Below are 19,707 nucleotides of genomic sequence, written 5' to 3'. Positions count from 1 at the left end.
GCAGACAAAAAAATAGCCGCTCGAAAGCGGCTATTTTTATGCGTGGAAACTAAATCTTACGGCGCTTCCGGCGCTGCGGCGGCTGGGGCGGTGACCGGTTTGACGATCTTCACCTTGGCCTTGGCTTTCAGGTATTCGACGTAATCGAACATTTCCTGCTGTGCCAGGATGCCGCTGATCTGGTCTTTCTCTTGCTGGCGGCGCGCCGCGTCGACTTGCGCCGGCTGCTGCACCTTGGCGATGCGGTAGATGCCGTAGCCCAGGGCTGGCAAGGCCACGCCCACGTACGCTGGCAGCTTGCTCGTGTCCGCTTTCATGACTTGCGCGATGGCGGCACGGTTGATGCCGTCCAGCTTGCTGCGCGACACCCATTGGGCGGCGCCGAAACCGCTGGCATCACCCGAGGCTTTCAAGGCGGCCAGCTTGGTCTCGCCCGCTTTCTTGGCCAGCTTTTCCGCTTCTTCCAGGGTCACGCGCTGACGGATCATCGCTTCGACTTCGGCCAGCGGACGCTTCGAGGCGGGCTTGAATTCCACCACGCGGCCGGCGATCAGCACGTTCGGTGCGACGGTGACGGCTTCCGTGTTGCGCTTGTCTTTCAGCGAGTCATTCGAGAAGATGGCGGCGAGGAACTTGGCATTGTTGAACGGCGCCTTGCCCAGTGCCGGCGACGGCGTGCGCGACAGGTTGGCGGCGGTTTCCACTTTCAGCTTCAGCTTGTCGGCCACCGGCTTCAGGCTGTCCGATTGGTCATACACAGTCTCGGTAAAGACGGTAGCCATTTCCGAATACTTCTTGGCGGCAAACTGCTTGCGCAGGTCGGCCGTGATTTCGCCGCGTACTTCGTCCAGCGCACGCACGTGCTGCGGCTTGAGCGAGGTGACGGTCAGGATGTGGTAGCCGAAATCGGAAGCGACGACATCGCTGATTTCGCCTTGCTTGAGTTTGCTGACAGCGCTCAGCAGCGGTGCCGGCAAGCCATCCTTGCCGATTACGCCCAGGTCGCCGCCCTGTTCGGCGGATGCCGGGTCTTCCGACTTGGCTTTCGCCACGGCGGCAAAGCTGGCAGGCGCCTTGCGCACGTCAGCCAGGATGGCGTCGGCCTTGGCCTTGGCGGCTGCCTTGTCGGCGGCCGAGGCGTCCTTCTTGACGGCCACCAGGATGTGGCTGGCCTGGCGCGCTTCTTCCGTCGTGTAGGCTTTCTGGTTCTTCGCGTAGTAGGCGGTCACGTCGGCGTCGGTGACGTCGACTTGCTCGCCGGCAGCGCTGTCGTCGAGCACGACGTATTCGACCTTGGCTTGTTCCGGGATTTCAAAGAACTTGCTGTTCTTGTCATAGAAAGCCTTGATCATGGCGTCCGTCACTTTGACTTCCGGCACGTACTGGGCGATCGGCAACAGCAGTTCCTGCACTTCACGCTCTTCCGAGGTGATGTCGGACAGGCGCTTGGAGACGGTGCTTGGCGCGAAGGCCGTGCCTTGCACGGCGCCGGCCAGTTGCTGCAGGGCCATGTCGCTGCGGCGGCGCGCATCGTACATCTGCGGCGTCATGCCTTGGGCGGCCAGCATGGCCTTGTAGCGTTCCAGGTCGAATTTACCGTCCGGCAAGGTCAAGCCCGGGATGTCCAGTACTTCCTTTTGCAGCACGGCATCGCTGATGACCAGGTGGCTACGGCCCACTTCGGCGGCCACGGCGCGCTCGGCGATCAGGTTGTCGAGGATGCTCTGGCGCGCTTCCGGCGTATCGAACATTTTCTGGTCGAACTGCTCGCCCATCATCTGGCGGTAGCGGTCGATCTGCTGGCGTTGCGCTTCTTCATATTGCTGCTGCGTAACGACCTGGTCGCCGACCTTGGCGATGGTGTTCGCGCCGTCGCCGAAGCTTTGGTAGCCGCTGATACCGACCAGTGCAAAAGACGGGACGATGACCAGCATCAAGAGAAACTGCATCAAGCGTCGATGGGTACGAATAAATTCAAACATGGTCAGCCAATTCGGGATGAGTGGATCACTATAAAAAAAGGCGAACATGCGTTCGCCTTGATTTCTTCGGCGGAATGGACGGGACAGATGTCCACTTCCCCTTTAGATTCAACAACTTGGCGCTGGAACTAAAGCAGGATTCTGACGCCCAAGCCATTATCTCCTGATTCTACAATGCCCATAGCGCTATAGCAAGAGTAAATCAGGGCGCGCGCCCTGCCCTGGCGCCGCATGGACGGCAAGGTTCCGGGCTCGTGCATTTAACCGGACACAGCTTAAAGCGGATTTAAACGCAGGCTTTTTTATTCAAAACGGCGGGACGGGATTTTAAAAGCAGGTGCGCCGGGATAATCTGGCGCTGGAAAAGAAAAACCCGCGCTACTTATTCAGCAGCGCGGGCTTCTATATTCTGGCGGAGCGGACGGGACTCGAACCCGCGACCCCCGACGTGACAGGCCGGTATTCTAACCAACTGAACTACCACTCCTTGAGAGCGTATTTTTTTGGCGGAGCGGACGGGACTCGAACCCGCGACCTCCGACGTGACAGGCCGGCATTCTAACCAACTGAACTACCACTCCGAAAAATACACAGTACTGCTTGCATTTGCATTCAAGGTTGCGATTCGCAGAACTTCAACCTTGAAATCGCGGCACCCGGGGGCGCCGCCAAATGTTTCCGGTGATTGTCACCTCACCGAAGTCCGTTAGTTTACAGCATCCTTCAAAGCTTTACCAGCTTTAAATTTTGGAACTTTTGCTGCTTCGATCGTGATCGCTTCTTTGGTACGCGGATTGCGGCCGGTACGCTCAGCGCGTTCGCTGACCGAGAAAGTGCCAAAACCAACCAGCGTCACGCTGTCGTTGTTTTTCAAAGTTTCCGTCACGCCGCCGATAACAGCGTCGAGTGCGCGCGCAGCGGCGGCTTTGGAAATGTCAGCTTTTTCAGCAATGTGGTCGATCAATTCAGTCTTGTTCACTAGCATCCCCAATTACAAAGGTATAAAACGTTTACCGTATCGTTGCGGCACTTTTGGCACCACAGCTGTCCGGCGAAAAAAATGTGCAGGCGTATTAAACAAGCCACACTGTATATGTGTCAAGCGCTTTGGGGGCGCAATTCACGTTTCAATATAAAACAAGCGCTCTAAAAGCGCTTGTTTGGGGAAAACAGGGGTAAAACGTTAGTGTTTTACTACCTCGCCGGCCGCATCAGGCTTGGCCGCGGCGGCCGTGACAGCCTCCACCGCAGCGACGTCCGCCAACGCTTCAGGCATGCGTTCGAGGGCGATTTCCAGCACTTTGTCGATCCAGCGCACGGGTACGATCTCCAGTTTGTTCTTGACGTTGTCCGGAATGTCGGCCAGGTCTTTCACATTCTGCTCGGGAATCAGGACCGTCTTGATGCCGCCGCGATGGGCCGCCAGCAGCTTTTCCTTCAGGCCGCCGATCGGCAACACTTCGCCGCGCAAGGTGATCTCGCCCGTCATCGCCACGTCGGCACGCACGGGGATGCCCGTGAAGACCGAGACCATCGCCACCGTCATGGCCGCGCCAGCCGAAGGACCGTCCTTCGGTGTCGCGCCTTCCGGCACGTGGATATGGATATCGCTCTTCTCGAACACGTCCGCCTTGATGCCCAGGCGCTGTGCCCGGCTGCGCACCACCGTGCGGGCCGCCTCGATCGACTCTTTCATGACGTCGCCCAGGGTACCCGTGCGGATGATGCCGCCCTTGCCCGGCATCGACACGGCTTCGATGGTCAGCAGATCGCCGCCCACTTCCGTCCATGCCAGACCGACCACCTGGCCCACCTGGTTTTCTTTCTCTGCGACACCGAAATCGTAGCGGCGCACGCCGAGGAACTTGTCCAGGTTCTTCGAGTTGACGATGACTTTCTTGTCGGATTTCTTCAGCAGCAGCATCTTGACCACCTTGCGGCAGATCTTCGACACTTCCCGCTCGAGCGAACGCACACCGGCTTCCCGCGTGTAGTAGCGGATGATGTCGCGCAAGGCCGACTCGGCCACCGAGATTTCCTCTTCCTTCAAGCCATTGTTCTTGATCTGCTTCGGCAGCAGATAGCGCTGCGCGATGCTGGTCTTTTCGTCTTCCGTGTAACCGGACAGGCGGATCACTTCCATGCGGTCAAGCAAGGCTGGCGGAATGTTGTACGAGTTCGACGTGGCCACGAACATCACATCCGACAAGTCGAAATCGACTTCGATGTAATGGTCGGAGAACGTGTGGTTCTGTTCCGGATCGAGCACTTCCAGCAGGGCCGACGATGGATCGCCACGGAAATCGGCGCCCATCTTGTCGACTTCATCGAGCAGGAACAAGGGATTGCGCACGCCGACTTTCGACAGCGATTGCAGGATCTTGCCCGGCATCGAGCCGATGTAGGTGCGGCGGTGGCCGCGGATCTCGGCTTCGTCGCGCACGCCACCCAGAGCCATGCGCACGAACTTGCGGTTCGTCGCGCGGGCGATGGACTGGCCCAGCGAGGTCTTGCCCACGCCCGGAGGACCGACGAAGCACAGGATAGGCGCTTTCAGCTTGTCGACGCGCTGTTGCACCGCGAGGTATTCCAGGATGCGTTCCTTGACCTTGTCGAGGCCGTAATGGTCGCCTTCGAGCACTTTTTCCGCATTCGACAGGTCGTTATTGACCTTGGATTTCTTTTTCCAAGGCAAGTTGACCAGGGTATCGATGTAGTTGCGCACGACAGTGGCTTCGGCCGACATCGGCGACATCAGCTTGAGCTTTTTCAACTCGTTGGTAGCCTTGTCGAGCGCTTCCTTCGGCATCTTGGCCGAAGCGACTTTTTTCTCCAGCTCGTCGAGGTCGGCACCATCTTCGCCCTCGCCCAGTTCTTTCTGGATCGCCTTGACTTGCTCGTTCAGGTAGTACTCGCGCTGCGACTTTTCCATCTGGCGCTTCACGCGGCCACGGATGCGCTTTTCCACCTGCAGGATATCGAGCTCGCCTTCGAGCTGGCCCAGCAGGTGCTCGAGGCGCTTGGCCACGCTGAAAATTTCCAGGATGACTTGTTTTTGCTCAAGTTTCAAAGGCAGATGCGCGGCCACCGTGTCGGCCAGGCGGCCGGCATCGTCGATGCCCGACAGGGATGCCAGGATTTCCGGCGGGATCTTTTTGTTCAGTTTGACGTACTGGTCGAACTGCTGCACGATCGCGCGGCGCATGGCTTCGACTTCCGACTCGTCGCCCGGCTCGGATTCGAGCGGCGTCAGGTCGGCGATGAAGTGCGTCGGCGCATCGCTGATGTGGTTGATACGGGCACGCTGCGCGCCTTCGACCAGCACCTTGACGGTGCCATCGGGCAGCTTCAGCATTTGCAGAATATTGGCAACGCAGCCAATTTCATAGATATCCGAAGGAGACGGCTCGTCCTTCGCGGCTGCTTTTTGAGCGGCAAGCATGATGCTCTTGCCCTGCTCCATCGCAGCTTCCAGCGCCTTGATCGACTTTGGACGGCCAACGAACAGCGGTATCACCATATGCGGGAAAACGACGACATCCCGCAACGGCAATAACGGCAGTTGAGTTTGCTCAGTTAATTTGGAAGTTGTCATGGCGTACCTTATAGAAAGCGTGTTTACGATGTTGGCGCTCGCTGCCAAAACACAAGACCGGCGAGAATAAATAATTCTGTGAAACAAACATTTTTCTGTCTATTTCGCAAAACACACCCGCATGACGGTAATAAATGCAGTTTTCACAGTAAAAAAAGCCACGCGCAGCTAAGCGCCGCGAGTGGCTTTCCGATTGAAGCCTGCACTCATTGATTTAAATTGTACTGCCATGCATTAAGGAATCAAAACCCTTTTTATGCATTTGTCTCGGCAGTAATCAATTTTCTCCGGAGGCCTTGGCAGTCTCTTGATAAATCAACAAAGGTTTGGCGCCACTGGTGATGGTATTTTCGTCGATGACGACCTTCACCACATTTTGTTCGCTCGGCAGTTCGTACATGACGTCCAGCAAAGCATGTTCCAGGATGGAACGCAGGCCACGGGCACCGGTCTTGCGCGCCAGCGCCTTCTTGGCGATCGCGTGCAGGGCGGCCGGACGAATCTCCAGTTCCGCGCCTTCCATCTCGAGCAGCTTCGAATACTGCTTGATCAGCGCATTCTTCGGCTCGACGAGGATCTGGATCAGCGCCTCTTCCGTCAATTCCGCCAGGGTGGCGATGACGGGCAGACGGCCGACCAGTTCCGGGATCAGGCCGAACTTGACCAGGTCTTCCGGTTCCGCTTGCAACATCAGTTCGCTGGCCGAGCTTTGCGACTTGCTGCGCACGGTGGCCGAGAAGCCGATGCCGCTCTTTTCGGAACGGTTGGCGATCACTTTCGACAGGCCGTCGAAGGCGCCGCCGCAGATGAACATGATGTTGGTCGTGTCGATCTGCACGAAATCCTGGTTCGGATGCTTGCGGCCGCCTTGTGGCGGCACGGAAGCCATCGTGCCTTCGATGAGTTTCAACAAGGCTTGCTGCACGCCCTCGCCCGACACGTCGCGCGTGATGGACGGATTGTCGGACTTGCGCGAAATCTTGTCGATTTCATCGATGTAGACGATGCCGCGCTGGGCTTTCTCGACGTCATAGTTGCAGCTTTGCAGCAGCTTCTGGATGATGTTTTCCACGTCCTCGCCCACGTAACCGGCTTCGGTCAGGGTGGTGGCGTCGGCGATCACGAACGGCACGTTGAGCATGCGCGCCAGGGTCTGTGCCAGCAGGGTCTTGCCCGAGCCGGTAGGACCGACCAGCAAGATGTTGCTCTTGGCCAGTTCGATGTCGTCTTTCTTGCCCAGGTGCTTGAGGCGCTTGTAATGGTTGTACACCGCCACCGACAGGATGCGCTTGGCAGTCTGCTGGCCGATCACGTACTGATCGAGCAAGGCGGCAATTTCTTGCGGCGTCGGCAGGTCGGATTTGGTACCGGTCACCGTCTCGATGCTCGACGTTTCATCACGGATGATGTCGTTGCACAGGTCGATGCACTCGTCGCAAATGAACACGGACGGGCCGGCGATGAGTTTCTTCACCTCGTGCTGGCTTTTGCCGCAGAACGAGCAATACAGTAATTTTTCGCCGCTAGAGGATTTTTTGTCTGACATAAGGCATTTTGGTTGGAACTGCATTAACAATATTGCAAAATCGCAAGCCGGAGTGCGGTAGTTGCCGGAAAGGCAGCTATCCATGGCGCAAGTCAACAACGTGCACAAGCTCCATGCTACCCGAAATAAAAGCGAAACGCCCGAACGTTTGATCGCCCGGGCGTTTACTTACGTACTTAGCAATACCGGTAGGGGCTCATCAAGCGCGGCTGGTCAACACTTTGTCGATCAAACCATACTCAACGGCCTCGTCGGCGGACATGAAACGGTCGCGGTCGGTGTCCTTGGCGATCTGTTCGATCGTCTGGCCCGTGCGCTCGGCCATGATGCCGTTCAAGCGGGTGCGCAGGTAAAGGATTTCCTTCGCCTGGATCTCGATGTCGGACGCCATGCCTTGCGAACCACCGGACGGCTGGTGAATCATGATGCGCGAGTTCGGCAGCGAGAAACGCTTGCCCTTGGCGCCAGCGGCCAGCAGGAAAGCGCCCATCGAGGCAGCCATGCCCGTGCACAGGGTCGAGACGTCCGGCTTGATGAACTGCATGGTGTCGTAGATGGCCATGCCGGCCGAGACCGAACCACCTGGCGAGTTGATGTAGAGCGAGATTTCCTTTTCCGGATTTTCGCTTTCCAGGAACAGCAGCTGGGCGACAACCAGGTTGGCCATCTGGTCATTGACCGGGCCGACCATGAAAATCAAGCGCTCCTTCAGCAGGCGCGAGTAAATATCATACGAGCGCTCGCCGCGACCGCTTTGTTCCACCACCATCGGCACCAGGCCGAGCATCTCTGTGTCCAGCGCCGGATTACGGTTCATACCTGTCATTTCATTTCCTTGTGAAGCAGTTAGAGGGCGCCGCCCCGGCCTGACGGCCGGGAGCGGCATCCGGATACCAACTGGTTTACGCTTGTGCGTTGCTTCCCATCAGTTCGTCGAAAGCAACTGCTTTCGTCGTGACTTTCGACAGGCCCAACACGTAAGTGACGACGTTTTCTTCCAATACAAGGGCTTCGATCTCACCCAGACGACGACGGTCGCTGTAGTAGTACTTCAGCACTTCGCGTGGATCTTCGTAGCTTTGGGCGAAATCTTCGATCTGCGCCTTGACTTGCTCAGGCGTTGCCTGCAGGTTGTTGTCGCCCACCAGTTGCGACAGGATCAGGCCCAGGCGTACGCGACGCTCGGCTTTTTCCGCGAACAGTTCTGCTGGGAAAGGCACGTCCTTGACGTTCATGCCGCGCTGCGCCATGTCCTGGCGGGTCATTTCGGCCAGGCGCTCGGAATCCTGAGCGATCAGGGTTTTTGGCACTTCCAGCTCAGCAACTTTGATCAGCGCGTCCATGACGGCTTCCTTGTTGCGTGCTTTCACGCGGCCAGCGACTTCGCGCTGCAGGTTGACTTTGATGTCTTCGCGCATTTTGGCCAGGTCGCCATCGGCAACGCCCAAGGACTTTGCGAATTCGGCATCGACTTCCGGCAGGTGCGCCCATTCCAGCTTTTGCAGCGTGATGGTGAACGAGGCGGTTTTGCCGGCCACGTCTTTACCGTGGTAGTCCTCAGGGAACGACAATGGGAAAGTCTTCGACTCGCCCACTTTCAGGCCCAGGGTCGCTGCTTCGAATTCCGGCAGCATGCGGCCTTCGCCCAGCACGAAAGCGTAGCCTTCAGCTTTGCCGCCTGGGAATTCAACGCCGTCGATCGAGCCGACGAAGTCGACGGTCACGCGGTCGCCGTTGGCAGCGATAGCCTCACCGCCGTCGCCGTGTTCGCCAGCTTCGCCCTTGGTGTGGAAGTGCACGCGCTGCTTGCGCAGGATGTCGATGGTCTTGTCGATTTCGGCTTCCGACACGTCGGCTTGCACGGTTTCGATTTCAACGGCCGTCAGGTCGCCGATGGCGACTTCCGGATACACTTCGAACGTGGCGTCGAAAGCCAGCTGGCCTTCGGCTGCTTCTTCTTTCGGCACGATGTTCGGGAAACCGGCCACGCGCAGATTGTTTTCGTTGGCGGCGTCGTTGAACGCGCGGCCGACTTTGTCATTCAGCACTTCGGATTCAATTTGGTAGCCGTATTGTGCTGCGACCATTTTCAACGGCACTTTGCCCGGACGGAAGCCCGGTGCCTTAGCCGTACGGGCTTGCACTTTCAGGCGCTTCTCAACTTCCGTGCGGACGTCCGTCAGCGGGAAGGAGATCGTGATACGACGTTCGAGTTTGCCCAAGGTTTCGACTGCAGTTGCCATGTAAAAAATCGTCCAAAAAATAAACACTGTTGGTGCGAGAAAAGAAGACCCGACCCCTTGCGCCATCACTGGCGGCAAGACATGGGTCCAGCTTCACTCGCTCGCATATTCATCTGTAAAAGCACTGAAAGCAGGACGATGGACCTGGTCTACCCGGCTCAGGAAAAACCCGCACCAGGCACCAAACAATCCGCCGCTTCCAGTACTGCGACAGGGCTCCGAGCGTCCAGCCTTGCTTCTAAGTAAATGCAGGGCCGGCCATCATTCGGTAAAGCGTGGCATTATAACAAAGGACTTCGGGAAAGTGGCTGGCTTTGCAGCCCGGCCACAGAGGATACCAGCGGCAGCGAACGAATCGCTACAGCCTGGATGGCCCTGTCTTTACTCTTGCCCCGGCATTCTTTATTTCGCCAGAGACAGGCTTTCCAGCCTGCTTCGTTCATTAGTATATGCGAACTGTCGCCCCGTCCGAAACAAAGAAATGCGCTCCTGGCGAAGATTTCGGCCAAAAAACCTTTGATTTACCTCAATTTGGCCATTTTTCAGGCAAACCTAAGCCGCTTCGCCCCTCTCCAAGTGAATTTAAGTGGAGAAAACATCATGAGCGATAGCGCACCCGGCGGCTCCAGCAACGCCAAAGCCAAGCTGCAAATGGTCCTCAGCCGCCTGCTCGACGGCGTCACGGACGACGACCTGCAAAAAATCCAGACGGAAGTCGATGAAATGGAGTTGCGCATGAAGGGAGACGGCCACCACGACCACGACCACCCCACCGTCGCCTGAGCCGGCGCCCGCCCATGCAGCCCGTGCAGACCTTGCGCGCCGCGCCACCCGGCGCCGATGTGCTGGGCGCCGTGGAAACGGCGCTGGCGACCCACCGTGCCTTTGGCGACAGCGGCTACATCCGCGACCAGCTGGCCGTCGCCTACCGGCGGCGGCTGCACAAGCTCGGCGGCACCCTGCCCGAGGCCGAACGGCTGGCCAGCGGGCTCGATGCGGCGCCGCCCGCGCGCCAGCGCCAGCTGCTGGGCGACACGGTGCTGCGCTGCGCCGTGCAGCACGCCATGCGCCAGCTGCACTTGGGTGACGAGTACGGACTGCCCCTGCCCCAATGCGCGGCGCTGTTCCAGGCGGCCAGCGAGCACTTGGACGCGGGCCTGCCCGGCGGCCCGCTGGTGGCCCATTTGCCGTCCATGGCGCGGCTGCACGACGAGGGCGGCCCGCAGAACCAGGACAGGCATCGCGAAGACACCTATATATGGCATGCCTGGCAGGAAGGCACGCCATATGCGCGCGCCTTTCTTGCCGTGATGGAAGATAACTACGGCGCACCGCTGGCCACGCCCACGCCGCAGGAACGGGCCCTGCTGCGCCGCGGGCTGCGCTTGCTGGAAACCCTGCTGCCCCGCCTGACGGCCAGCGCGCTGTCTCACGTGCAATTGATCGCCCTGTTCCCCAAGCTGGGCACCTGGCGCGGCAAGGCGTCCAGTTCGCAATTTCGCGTCAATGGCAGCGTGTTCCTGAACCAGGAACTGATCGGCAACCCGTGGTGGCTGGCCGAACACTTGCTGCACGAGTCGCTGCACCAGAAACTGTACGACTTCCGCCACGGCCACAGCTTGCTGGCGCCTGACTATGCGCGCGACGACGGCGCCAAGGTCTGCTCGCTGTGGAACGCGCCCGATGATGACGGCAATCACTACTGGGATGCCCACCGCACCCTGGCCGCCTTCCACGTGTATGTCCACCTGGCGCTGCTCTGTTTGCTGGCCGAGCAGCAGGAAGCGGCGCTGGCGCCCCGGTACGGCCCCATCGGCCAGCACATGAGCGGCAGCCGGCGCGCCATCGACCGCGCCCGCTACCTGGGCGAACAATTGCACAGCACCACCTGGCCGGAACTGGGATTGGCCGGGCGCCAGATGACGCGCTGGCTGCTGGACGTGCTCGATGCGCTCGACGCGCAACGGCGGCCCAGCGGCGCTACCTTGCACCTGCTGCTCGACCTGTACGAGCGCCAGAGCCGCAAGCTCGATACTTATCTTGCACAGCAGCCGCCGCCCCGCAGCGATACGCTGGGCTTGCAGGCAGAGAAAGAGGTGACGATGACGCGGCAAGCGCTGCACATGCTGGACAGGGAACTGCCGCCATCAAAGCATGAACAGGAGCAACACTGGCCGCAGGCGCGGCAACGCGTCCTGCAGGCGCTCTGGCCGCTGGCACAGGATGAAACGCTGATGGAAAAAACAGGCTACCCGCAGGCGCAGGCACTGATTGCGCAAATGGTGCAACAGTCGAGCAGGCAACTGGGCGCACTGGGCGCACTGGGCTGAGGAATATTGGTTCAGGGAAATTTTGATGGCGCTGCACTTCCGGGCTGGAACAACCCGGATTGGTGCGGATGGGGAGACTCGAACTCCCAAGCCGAAGCACTGGCTTCTAAGACCAGCGTGTCTACCAATTCCACCACATCCGCATCTTTTGTACGCAGCTTGTACATACCACTTTGCTGCCACCCCTGATTTTAACAACTCGGGAGCGATCTGGCTACCTTGGACTTGCAGGACAAGCTTGCGGTAAAGCAAAGGCGGCATTCTACTGGATTTCCCAGAGGAATGCCGCCTTTTTTATGCCGACACCTTGATGCCGATTTCTAGCCCTCTTTTGCGGTCACCGGCTCCGGCTTCCTGACCCGGAACCAGGCCGCATACAGGGCTGGCAGGAATAGCAGCGTCAAGGCCGTTGCCAGGATCAGTCCGCCCATGATGGCGACCGCCATCGGGCCCCAGAAGACCGAACGCGACAGCGGGATCATGGCCAGCGCGGCGGCCGCGGCCGTCAGCACGATGGGGCGGCAGCGGCGTACGGCCGAGTCGATGATGGCGTCCCACGGCGTAGAACCATCCTTGATGTCTTGCTCGATCTGGTCGACGAGGATCACCGAGTTGCGGATGATCATGCCGAACAGCGCGATGACGCCCAGGTTGGCCACGAAGCCCAGCGGACGGTGCAGCAGCAGCAAGGCAAAGGCGGCGCCCGCCACGCCCAGCGGCCCCGTCAGGAAGACCAGCAGCGAACGCGAGAAACTGTGCAGCTGCAGCATCAGCAGGGTGAAGATGATGAAGATGGCCAGCGGCAAGTTGGCCGCAATCGACGCTTCCGCCTCGCCGCTGTCGGCCGCCACGCCTTTCACCGTAATGCGGTAGCCGTCCGGCATTTTGGCCCGCAAGGCGTCCAGCTGCGGCGCCAGCTGTGTCGATACGGTGGCGCCCTGGATGCCGTCGATCACGTCCGACTGCACGGTAATGGCCCATTCGCGCTTGTCGCGCCAGACGACACCCGGTTCCCACACGAAATGCGCGCGGGCCAGCTGCGAGATGGGCACGGACTTGCCCGTTGCCGTCGGGATATTCGTGTCATTCAGCACGGAAATCGTCGCCCGCTCTTCCAGCGGCTGGCGCACCTGGATGTCGATCAACTTGTTGTCTTCACGGAACTGGCCGATCACCGTGCCAGACAGGATGGTATTGGCCGCCTGCATCACCGTTTTCGAGGTGACGCCCAGCGCGCGCATCTTGTCCTGGTCCAGGTCCAGGCGCAGCACCTTCACCGATTCATTCCAGTTGTCATTGACGCCCAGGGTGTTCGGATTGGCGCGCATGATGTCCTTGACCTGGTCGGCAATGGCGCGCACGCCCGCCACTTCCGGGCCCGTGACGCGGAATTGCACGGGATACGGCACGGGAGGTCCGTTCGGCAGCAACTTGACCCTGCCCCGCACTTCCGGGAAATCCTTCTTGAAGACATCGACGATTTGCTGGCGCAAGCGTTCGCGGTCGGCCAGGCTCTTCGGCAAGACCACCACTTGCGACACGTTGGTCTGCGGGAAGATCTGGTCGAGCGGCAGGTAGAAACGGGGACTGCCGGTTCCCACATAGCTGGTGACGCTTTCCACGCCGTCGAGCTTGCCAACGAAGGCCTCGAATTTCTTCACTTGCTTTTCATTCGCGGCAAACGTCGTGCCTTCGGGCGACCACAGTTCCACCATCAGTTCCGGACGGCTGGAATCGGGGAAGAATTGCTTTTCGATAAAGTTAAAACCGTATATGCCCAACGCAAAGATGGCCAGGGTGGCGGCAATCGTTGTCTTGCGCCATTCCACGCACCAGGTGACGGCGCGGCGGAAGCGGCGGAAGTTCGGCGTATCGAACAATTCATGATCGTTGTGCGCGTGCGGCTTCACTTTCAGCAAGATGTAGCCGATGTAGGGCGTGAAGACGACGGCCACCACCCAGGAAATGATCAGGGCCAGCGCATTGACGGAGAACAAGGAAAACGTGTATTCGCCGGCGGCCGACTTGGCCAGGCCGATGGGCAAAAAGCCCGCCACCGTGATCAGGGTGCCCGTCAGCATGGGCATGGCCGTCGACGTATAGGCGAACGTGGCCGCGTCGAAGCGGGACATGCCCTCTTCCATCTTGCGCACCATCATCTCGACGGCAATGATGGCGTCATCGACCAGCAAACCCAGCGCGATGATCAGGGCCCCCAGCGAGATCTTGTGCAAATCGATGTCGAGCAGGCGCATGAACAGGAAGGTGACGGCCAGCACCAGCGGAATGGTCAGCGCCACCACCAGGCCAGGGCGCACGTCGATGCGCAGCGGCTTCGTGTGCAAGCCCAGCGCGACAAAGCTGACGGCCAGCACGATCAAAATGGCTTCGATCAGGGTGTGCACGAATTCGCCCACGGAAGCGGACACGGCTTCCGGCTGGTTCGACACGCGCTGCAATTCTATGCCGACCGGCAATTCGCTCTTCATGCGCGTCACCGTTGCCTGCAAGGCCTTGCCCATGTCGATGATGTTGCCGCCCTTTTCCATCGAGACGCCCAGGCCGATCACTTCCTTGCCATTGAAACGCATCTTGTCCTTCGGCGGATCGACGAATTCACGTTTCACCGTGGCAAAGTCGCCGAGGCGGAAGGTGGTGCCGTTGGCGCGCAATTCCAGGTTCTCCAGGTCCTTGACGGTAAGCATGGCGCCCGTCACGCGCACTTGCAGGTTGTCCGTCGGCGTCACCAGCACGCCCGTGGCGTTGATGCTGTTTTGCTCGGACAATTGCTGCACGATGGCATCGAAAGGAATGCCCAGCTGGGCAAATTTCTTGTGCGAAAAGATGATATTGATCTTTTCATCCTGCACGCCGAACAGTTCCACTTTCGACACCTGCCCCACGGCAAGCAGTTCCTGGCGCACCTTGTCCGCGTAATCCTTCATTTCCGCGTAGGTAAAACCGTCGCCGGACAGGGCGAAGATGGAGCCATACGTGTCGCCGAACTCGTCGTTGAAGAACGGACCCACGACGCCGGACGGCAAGGTGCCCTTGATGTCGCCGATCTTCTTGCGCACCTGGTACCAGGCGGCCGCCGTTTCCTTGGGCGGCGCCGATTCGCGCAGCTCCAGCAGGATCAGGGTTTCGCCCGGCTTCGAGTAGCTGGTGATTTCATTGATGTACGGCGTTTCCTGCAGCTTCTTTTCCAGCTTGTCCGTCACCTGCTCGGCCATCTGCAGCGCCGTGGCGCCGGGCCAGTAGGCTTGCAAGACCATGGCGCGGAAGGTAAACGGGGGATCTTCATCCTGGCCCAGGCTGGCGTAGCTGAGCATGCCGCCGATCAGCAGCACGGCCATCAGGTAGCGCGTCAGCGGGATGTGTTCGAGGGCCCAGCGCGACAGATTGAAGCCGCCCTTCATTTGGCCGCCCCCACGCTGACGGCGGCAGCGGCGACATCGGGCTTGCTGGCCAGTTCGGCGCCGAGGATGGTCACTTTCTGGCCAGGCTTGAGCAGGTTGACGCCGGCCGTGACCACCGTCTGCCCCGCTTTCACGCCCGAGGTCAGCAGCAATTCATTGCCCGCCACGCCGCCCACCGTTACCGGCACCAGCTTCACGGCGCCGTTTTCCACCACCCACACGGAGCTTTGCGACTTTTCATTGAACAGGGCCGTCAGCGGCACCTTGATCTGCGGCGTGGCCGTTTGCGAGGCGAACTGCACCACGGCCGTCATGCCCAGGCGCACTTGCGGCGCGTCCGGGATGCTGACCTTGGCGATATAGGTGCGCGTGGCCGCATCGGCCACGGGCGACACTTCGCGTATCTTGCCCGGCAAGCCCTGCCGCGGGTCGGCCCACAGGCGCACGGTGACATCCTTGACCTTGCGCAAGGTCTCCACCTTGTCTTCAGGAATGCCGATTACGACTTCCTTCTCGCCGCTCTTGGCCACCACCACGACGGGGGCGCCGGGCGCCACCACCTGCCCTACTTCCGCATCGATGCGCGTGACGACACCGTCCGCGTCGGCCAGCAAGCTGGCATAGCCGGACTGGTTCGCCTGACCCCGGTACAGGGCTTGCGCCGCTTCCACGTTCGCCTGCGCCGCCTTGTAGGTGGCGTCCTTGCCATCGAGCACGGCCTGGCTGACGAAATTTTTCTCGCGCAAGTCCTGGTAGCGCTTCAATTCCGCGCGCGCCAGGTCGCGGTTCGTTTCCGCGCTCACCAGCGAGGCCTTGGCCTGCGCCTGCGACAGCTGCAAGTCGGCGGGGTCGAGCTGCATCAGCACTTGTCCCTTCTTCACGCTGGCACCCACGTCGACCTTGCGCGCGACGATCTTGCCGCCCACGCGGAAACCCAGCTGCGACACCACGCGGGGCACGACTTCGCCCGACAGCTCGGCACTCACGTCAACATTACTGCTCGACAACACTATCGCGCGCACGGGGCGCACGTCTTCCACTTTGACGGCAGGCTTGGAACAGGCGGCCAGGGTCAGCGCCAGGGCGGCGGAGGCGATCAGCCGCAGGGCGGGAAGTGCGGGTGCGCCGGTCTCGCGGCGCAGGGTTTTCAGGGCAAACAAGGTATTTTCCTTTACTATGCGGGCTGTAATATTTTTATGCGGAGAAACTTTTTGCTTGCCCTTTGGGCCAAGCCAAACTTTTTCGCACGCGATATCCTTAAATTTGTGACAATATCAGCTTGGTCGTGGCGGGGAACGATTTCCCGCTAATGACTTTCTGGTTATTAATTATAATCGTGCGTAAAAGTTTTTAGTGACTTTTGCGTCATTAATCTTGAGACGTACAACGTCCGGCCACATTCCAGCGTTTGCGAAGGTGCCGGACAAACGCAAGACTAGAGAAACGTGTTCAATGCCTGTAGACCATTACGAAAATTTTCCTGTTGCATCATTTTTACTGCCGCGCCGCCTGGTGCCAGCCGTCGAAGCCATCTATGCCTTCGCCCGCAGCGCCGACGACCTGGCCGATGAAGGCGACGCCACGCCGGCCGAACGCCTGGCGGCCCTGCACGCCTACGAAGAGGCGCTGGGCCGCATCGCCCGCGAGGAAGGCCATGCCGGCGAGAACGCCGCCATGTTCGAACGCCTGGCCGCCGTCATCGCCAAATTCCAGCTGCCGCTCAAACCGTTCCACGATCTGTTGTCAGCTTTCAAGCAGGATGTGGAAACGACGCGCTACGCCAGCTACGAGGACGTGCTCGATTACTGCGCCCGCTCCGCCAACCCCGTGGGGCTGCTGATGCTGCACCTGTACGGTGCGACCGATGAACAGAATGTACGCGATTCCGATGCGATATGTTCAGCTTTGCAACTAATTAATTTCCTGCAAGACGTCGCCATCGACCAGCAAAAAGAGCGCATCTACCTGCCGATGGAAGACCTGAGCCGCTTTGCCGTCTCCGCCGCCGCCTTCGAGCGGCCCGAGGCGCACGGCAAGTGGAGCGCCCTGATGCGCTTCGAAGTGGCCCGCACGCGCGCCCTGATGCTGTCCGGCGCACCGCTGGCCCTGCGCTTGCGCGGGCGCATCGGCTGGGAACTGCGCCTGGTGGTGCAAGGGGGCTTGCGCATCCTCGAATGCATCGAAGCCGTCAATTACGACGTGTTCCGGCGCCGCCCCAAGCTGGAGAAACGCGACTGGCTGATCATTTTCTGGCGCGCCCTGCGCATGTCGCGCAAAAGCTTGCATCAAGAGACACAAGTAAAAACGGCTTTTCCCCCGTCGCCTACTCTGTAAGACGATAGAATAGCGGCTTCGATCTGCAACCCTTGCTCTTTTGACTATGTCTCCCGACGAATACTGCCAACAAAAGGCCGCCCAGAGCGGCTCCAGCTTCTACTACAGCTTCCTGTTCCTGCCGGCCGAACGCCGCAAGGCCATCACGGCCCTGTACGCGTTCTGCCGCGAAGTCGATGACACGGTCGATGAATGCACGGACGAAGCCGTGGCACGCACCAAGCTGGTGTGGTGGCGCAAGGAAGTCAAGGCCATGTACGAGGGCAACCCCACGCATCCCGTGATGCGCGCGCTGCAGCCGCACCTGGACATGTATAAGCTGGAAGAAAAGCATTTGCAGGCCATCATCGACGGCATGGAAATGGACTTGAACCAGACCCGCTACCTCGATTACCAGGCCATGAGCCGCTATTGCTGGCATGTGGCCAGCGTGGTCGGTATCTTGTCGGCCAGCATCTTTGGCGCGACGCGTCCGGAAACCCTGCTGTACGCGGAAAAGCTGGGCCACGCCTTCCAGCTGACCAATATCATCCGCGACGTGGGCGAGGATGCGCGCAAGGGGCGCATCTACCTGCCGATCAGCGAATTGCAGCAATTCAATGTGACGGCGGCCGACCTGCTGAACGCGCGCCACAGCGAAAATTTCGAAAACCTCATGCGCTTCCAGGTGGCGCGCGCGCAAAAAGCCTACGACGAAGCGTTCGCCCTGCTGCCGGCGGAAGACCGCCGCGCCCAGCGCCCGGGCCTGATCATGGCTGCCATCTACCGCACCCTGCTCAATGAAGTCGAGCGCGACGGCTATCACGTGCTGAAACAGCGCATCTCGCTCACGCCGATCCGCAAACTGTGGCTGGCCTGGAAGACCTGGGTTCGTGGCTGAGAGTAGCGTGAAGCAACGCTACGCCGTCATCGGCGCCGGCTGGGCCGGCTGCGCGGCGGCCATGGAACTGGCGCGCGCCGGCCATGCCGTGACCGTCTACGAGGCGGCGCGCACCCTGGGCGGGCGCGCGCGCCGGGTCGAACGCGAAAGCGGCGTACTCGACAACGGCCAGCACATCCTGCTGGGCGCGTACACGGAAACCTTGCGCCTGATCAAGCTCGCAGGGCAAGACCCCGCCGAGCTGATCCTCACCCTGCCCCTGCAGATGCGCTATCCGCCCGGCACCAACGGCATGGATTTTCTCGCGCCGCGCCTGCCGGCGCCCCTGCACCTGGCGTGGGCCCTGCTGCGCGCCAAGGGACTGTTGCGTGCTGACAAGCTGTCGCTGATGCGTTTTTCCACCGCCATGCGCTGGATGGGCTGGCAGCTGTACAACGATTGCACGGTCAGCGAATTGCTGCAGCGCTTCGACCAGACGGACACCTTGAACCGCCTGATGTGGCACCCGCTGTGCCTGGCAGCCTTGAATACGCCGCCCGAGCGCGCCTCTGCCCGCGTCTTCATCAACGTCCTGCGCGACAGCCTGGGGGCGAGCCGCCGCCGTGCCTCCGACATGCTGATCCCGAAGGCGGACCTGAGCAGCCTGTTGCCCGACGCGGCTGCCCGCTATGTGGAACAGCATGGCGGCGCAGTGCGCACGGGCGCCAAAGTTGCCGCCTTGCAAGCCTTGCCCGATGGCCGCTGGCAGCTCGATGAGACCGACACTTACGACGGCGTCATCGTGGCCACCTCATCCGTGCAGGCCGCCGGCCTGCTGCAAGCCCTGCAGGACGCGCGCCTGGCCGATGCGATTGACCGCATGCAGGCGTTCACGCCGGAAGCCATCAGCACCTGCTACCTGCAGTACGACGCCAGCGTGCGCCTGGACTTGCCGTTCTACGCCCTCGTCGATGCGCCAGAGCAACAGCACTGGGGCCAGTTCGTCTTCGACCGGGGCCAGCTCGACGCGAATCAGGCGGGCTTGCTGGCCGTTGTCATCAGCGCCTCCGGCCCTGCCGCCGAGCAAGGCCATGGGCCGCTGGCGCAGGCGATCGCCGCGCAGCTGGCGCAGGTGCTGCGGCGCCCGGAACTGGCGCAGCCCGCCTGGACCCAGCTGATCACGGAAAAGCGCGCCACCTTTGCCTGCACGCCGGAGCTGCGGCGCCCCGGCAACGCCAGCGGCATGCCGGGCTTGCTGCTGGCCGGCGACTACACGGCCAATGATGACCGGACGCAAGACTATCCGGCCACCATCGAGGCGGCCGTGCGCAGCGGCGTGGCGGCGGCCAGGATGGCGAACACGGGCAAGGCGGCAAAACAGACTTGACGGTGCATCCCG

The 19,707-nt window shown here is 60.5% G+C and carries 13 protein-coding genes and 3 tRNA genes; 5 read left to right on the top strand and 11 right to left on the bottom strand.

Annotated elements, in window-relative coordinates; all coding sequences use genetic code 11:
- Nucleotides 1–56: 56 nt before the first annotated feature.
- The 8 genes from AC1RJW_RS16955 to tig form a co-directional block, all read right to left on the bottom strand.
- Nucleotides 57–1,982 (bottom strand): SurA N-terminal domain-containing protein, encoded by a 1,926-nt coding sequence (locus tag AC1RJW_RS16955; protein WP_493045963.1) that lies wholly within the window; start codon nucleotides 1,980–1,982, stop codon nucleotides 57–59.
- A 410-nt stretch (nucleotides 1,983–2,392) separates the two neighbouring features.
- Nucleotides 2,393–2,469: transfer RNA gene (locus AC1RJW_RS16950), tRNA-Asp, on the bottom strand.
- Nucleotides 2,470–2,486: 17 nt separating this feature from the next.
- Nucleotides 2,487–2,563, bottom strand: a tRNA-Asp gene (locus AC1RJW_RS16945).
- A 125-nt stretch (nucleotides 2,564–2,688) separates the two neighbouring features.
- Nucleotides 2,689–2,961 (bottom strand): HU family DNA-binding protein, encoded by a 273-nt coding sequence (locus tag AC1RJW_RS16940; RefSeq protein ID WP_010398442.1) that lies wholly within the window; start codon nucleotides 2,959–2,961, stop codon nucleotides 2,689–2,691.
- A 204-nt stretch (nucleotides 2,962–3,165) separates the two neighbouring features.
- Complete coding sequence (gene lon, locus AC1RJW_RS16935) at nucleotides 3,166–5,577, bottom strand: endopeptidase La (RefSeq protein ID WP_034751007.1); 2,412 nt, start codon at nucleotides 5,575–5,577, stop codon at nucleotides 3,166–3,168.
- A 277-nt stretch (nucleotides 5,578–5,854) separates the two neighbouring features.
- The gene (gene clpX / locus AC1RJW_RS16930; protein ID WP_010398446.1) at nucleotides 5,855–7,123 is read right to left on the bottom strand and encodes an ATP-dependent Clp protease ATP-binding subunit ClpX; all 1,269 of its coding nucleotides are present in this window, start codon (nucleotides 7,121–7,123) and stop codon (nucleotides 5,855–5,857) included.
- Nucleotides 7,124–7,322: 199 nt separating this feature from the next.
- Nucleotides 7,323–7,940, bottom strand: coding sequence for an ATP-dependent Clp endopeptidase proteolytic subunit ClpP (gene clpP / locus AC1RJW_RS16925; protein ID WP_369811567.1), 618 nt, complete (start codon nucleotides 7,938–7,940; stop codon nucleotides 7,323–7,325).
- A gap of 85 nt (nucleotides 7,941–8,025) precedes the next feature.
- Complete coding sequence (tig, locus tag AC1RJW_RS16920) at nucleotides 8,026–9,366, bottom strand: trigger factor (RefSeq protein ID WP_046685568.1); 1,341 nt, start codon at nucleotides 9,364–9,366, stop codon at nucleotides 8,026–8,028.
- Between the two features lie 600 nt (nucleotides 9,367–9,966).
- On the opposite strand from tig, the gene AC1RJW_RS16915 reads away from it, so the two are divergent.
- Both AC1RJW_RS16915 and AC1RJW_RS16910 read left to right on the top strand, forming a co-directional pair.
- Nucleotides 9,967–10,149: a hypothetical protein gene (locus AC1RJW_RS16915; RefSeq protein WP_230538138.1), complete on the top strand. Its 183-nt coding sequence runs from the start codon at nucleotides 9,967–9,969 to the stop codon at nucleotides 10,147–10,149.
- A gap of 14 nt (nucleotides 10,150–10,163) precedes the next feature.
- On the top strand, nucleotides 10,164–11,696 hold the full coding sequence (locus AC1RJW_RS16910) for a hypothetical protein (protein ID WP_493045962.1): 1,533 nt from the start codon (nucleotides 10,164–10,166) through the stop codon (nucleotides 11,694–11,696).
- Nucleotides 11,697–11,756: 60 nt separating this feature from the next.
- Here the strand turns inward: AC1RJW_RS16910 and AC1RJW_RS16905 are convergent.
- The 3 genes from AC1RJW_RS16905 to AC1RJW_RS16895 form a co-directional block, all read right to left on the bottom strand.
- Nucleotides 11,757–11,839, bottom strand: a tRNA-Leu gene (locus AC1RJW_RS16905).
- Nucleotides 11,840–12,016: 177 nt separating this feature from the next.
- Entirely contained in the window at nucleotides 12,017–15,115 is a 3,099-nt protein-coding gene (locus AC1RJW_RS16900; RefSeq protein WP_493045961.1) for an efflux RND transporter permease subunit, read from the bottom strand.
- A complete protein-coding gene (locus tag AC1RJW_RS16895) occupies nucleotides 15,112–16,275 on the bottom strand; it encodes an efflux RND transporter periplasmic adaptor subunit (RefSeq protein ID WP_493045960.1) in 1,164 nt (387 codons plus the stop codon). The genes AC1RJW_RS16900 and AC1RJW_RS16895 overlap by 4 nt, the downstream gene beginning before the upstream one ends.
- Nucleotides 16,276–16,567: 292 nt before the next feature.
- On the opposite strand from AC1RJW_RS16895, the gene hpnC reads away from it, so the two are divergent.
- The 3 genes from hpnC to hpnE are packed head-to-tail and all read left to right on the top strand — an operon-like array spanning nucleotide 16,568 to nucleotide 19,695.
- A complete protein-coding gene (gene hpnC / locus AC1RJW_RS16890) occupies nucleotides 16,568–17,449 on the top strand; it encodes a squalene synthase HpnC (protein ID WP_493045959.1) in 882 nt (293 codons plus the stop codon).
- Nucleotides 17,450–17,495: 46 nt separating this feature from the next.
- Nucleotides 17,496–18,329, top strand: coding sequence for a presqualene diphosphate synthase HpnD (hpnD, locus tag AC1RJW_RS16885; RefSeq protein ID WP_493046058.1), 834 nt, complete (start codon nucleotides 17,496–17,498; stop codon nucleotides 18,327–18,329).
- 7 nt (nucleotides 18,330–18,336) lie between these two features.
- The gene (gene hpnE / locus AC1RJW_RS16880) at nucleotides 18,337–19,695 is read left to right on the top strand and encodes a hydroxysqualene dehydroxylase HpnE (protein WP_493045958.1); all 1,359 of its coding nucleotides are present in this window, start codon (nucleotides 18,337–18,339) and stop codon (nucleotides 19,693–19,695) included.
- Nucleotides 19,696–19,707: the final 12 nt, after the last annotated feature.

The organism is Janthinobacterium sp. GW822-FHT07A03, from assembly GCF_058798815.1.
Note: the sequence above shows the minus strand (reverse complement) of the source record. Positions and strands in the feature narration are given on the sequence as shown.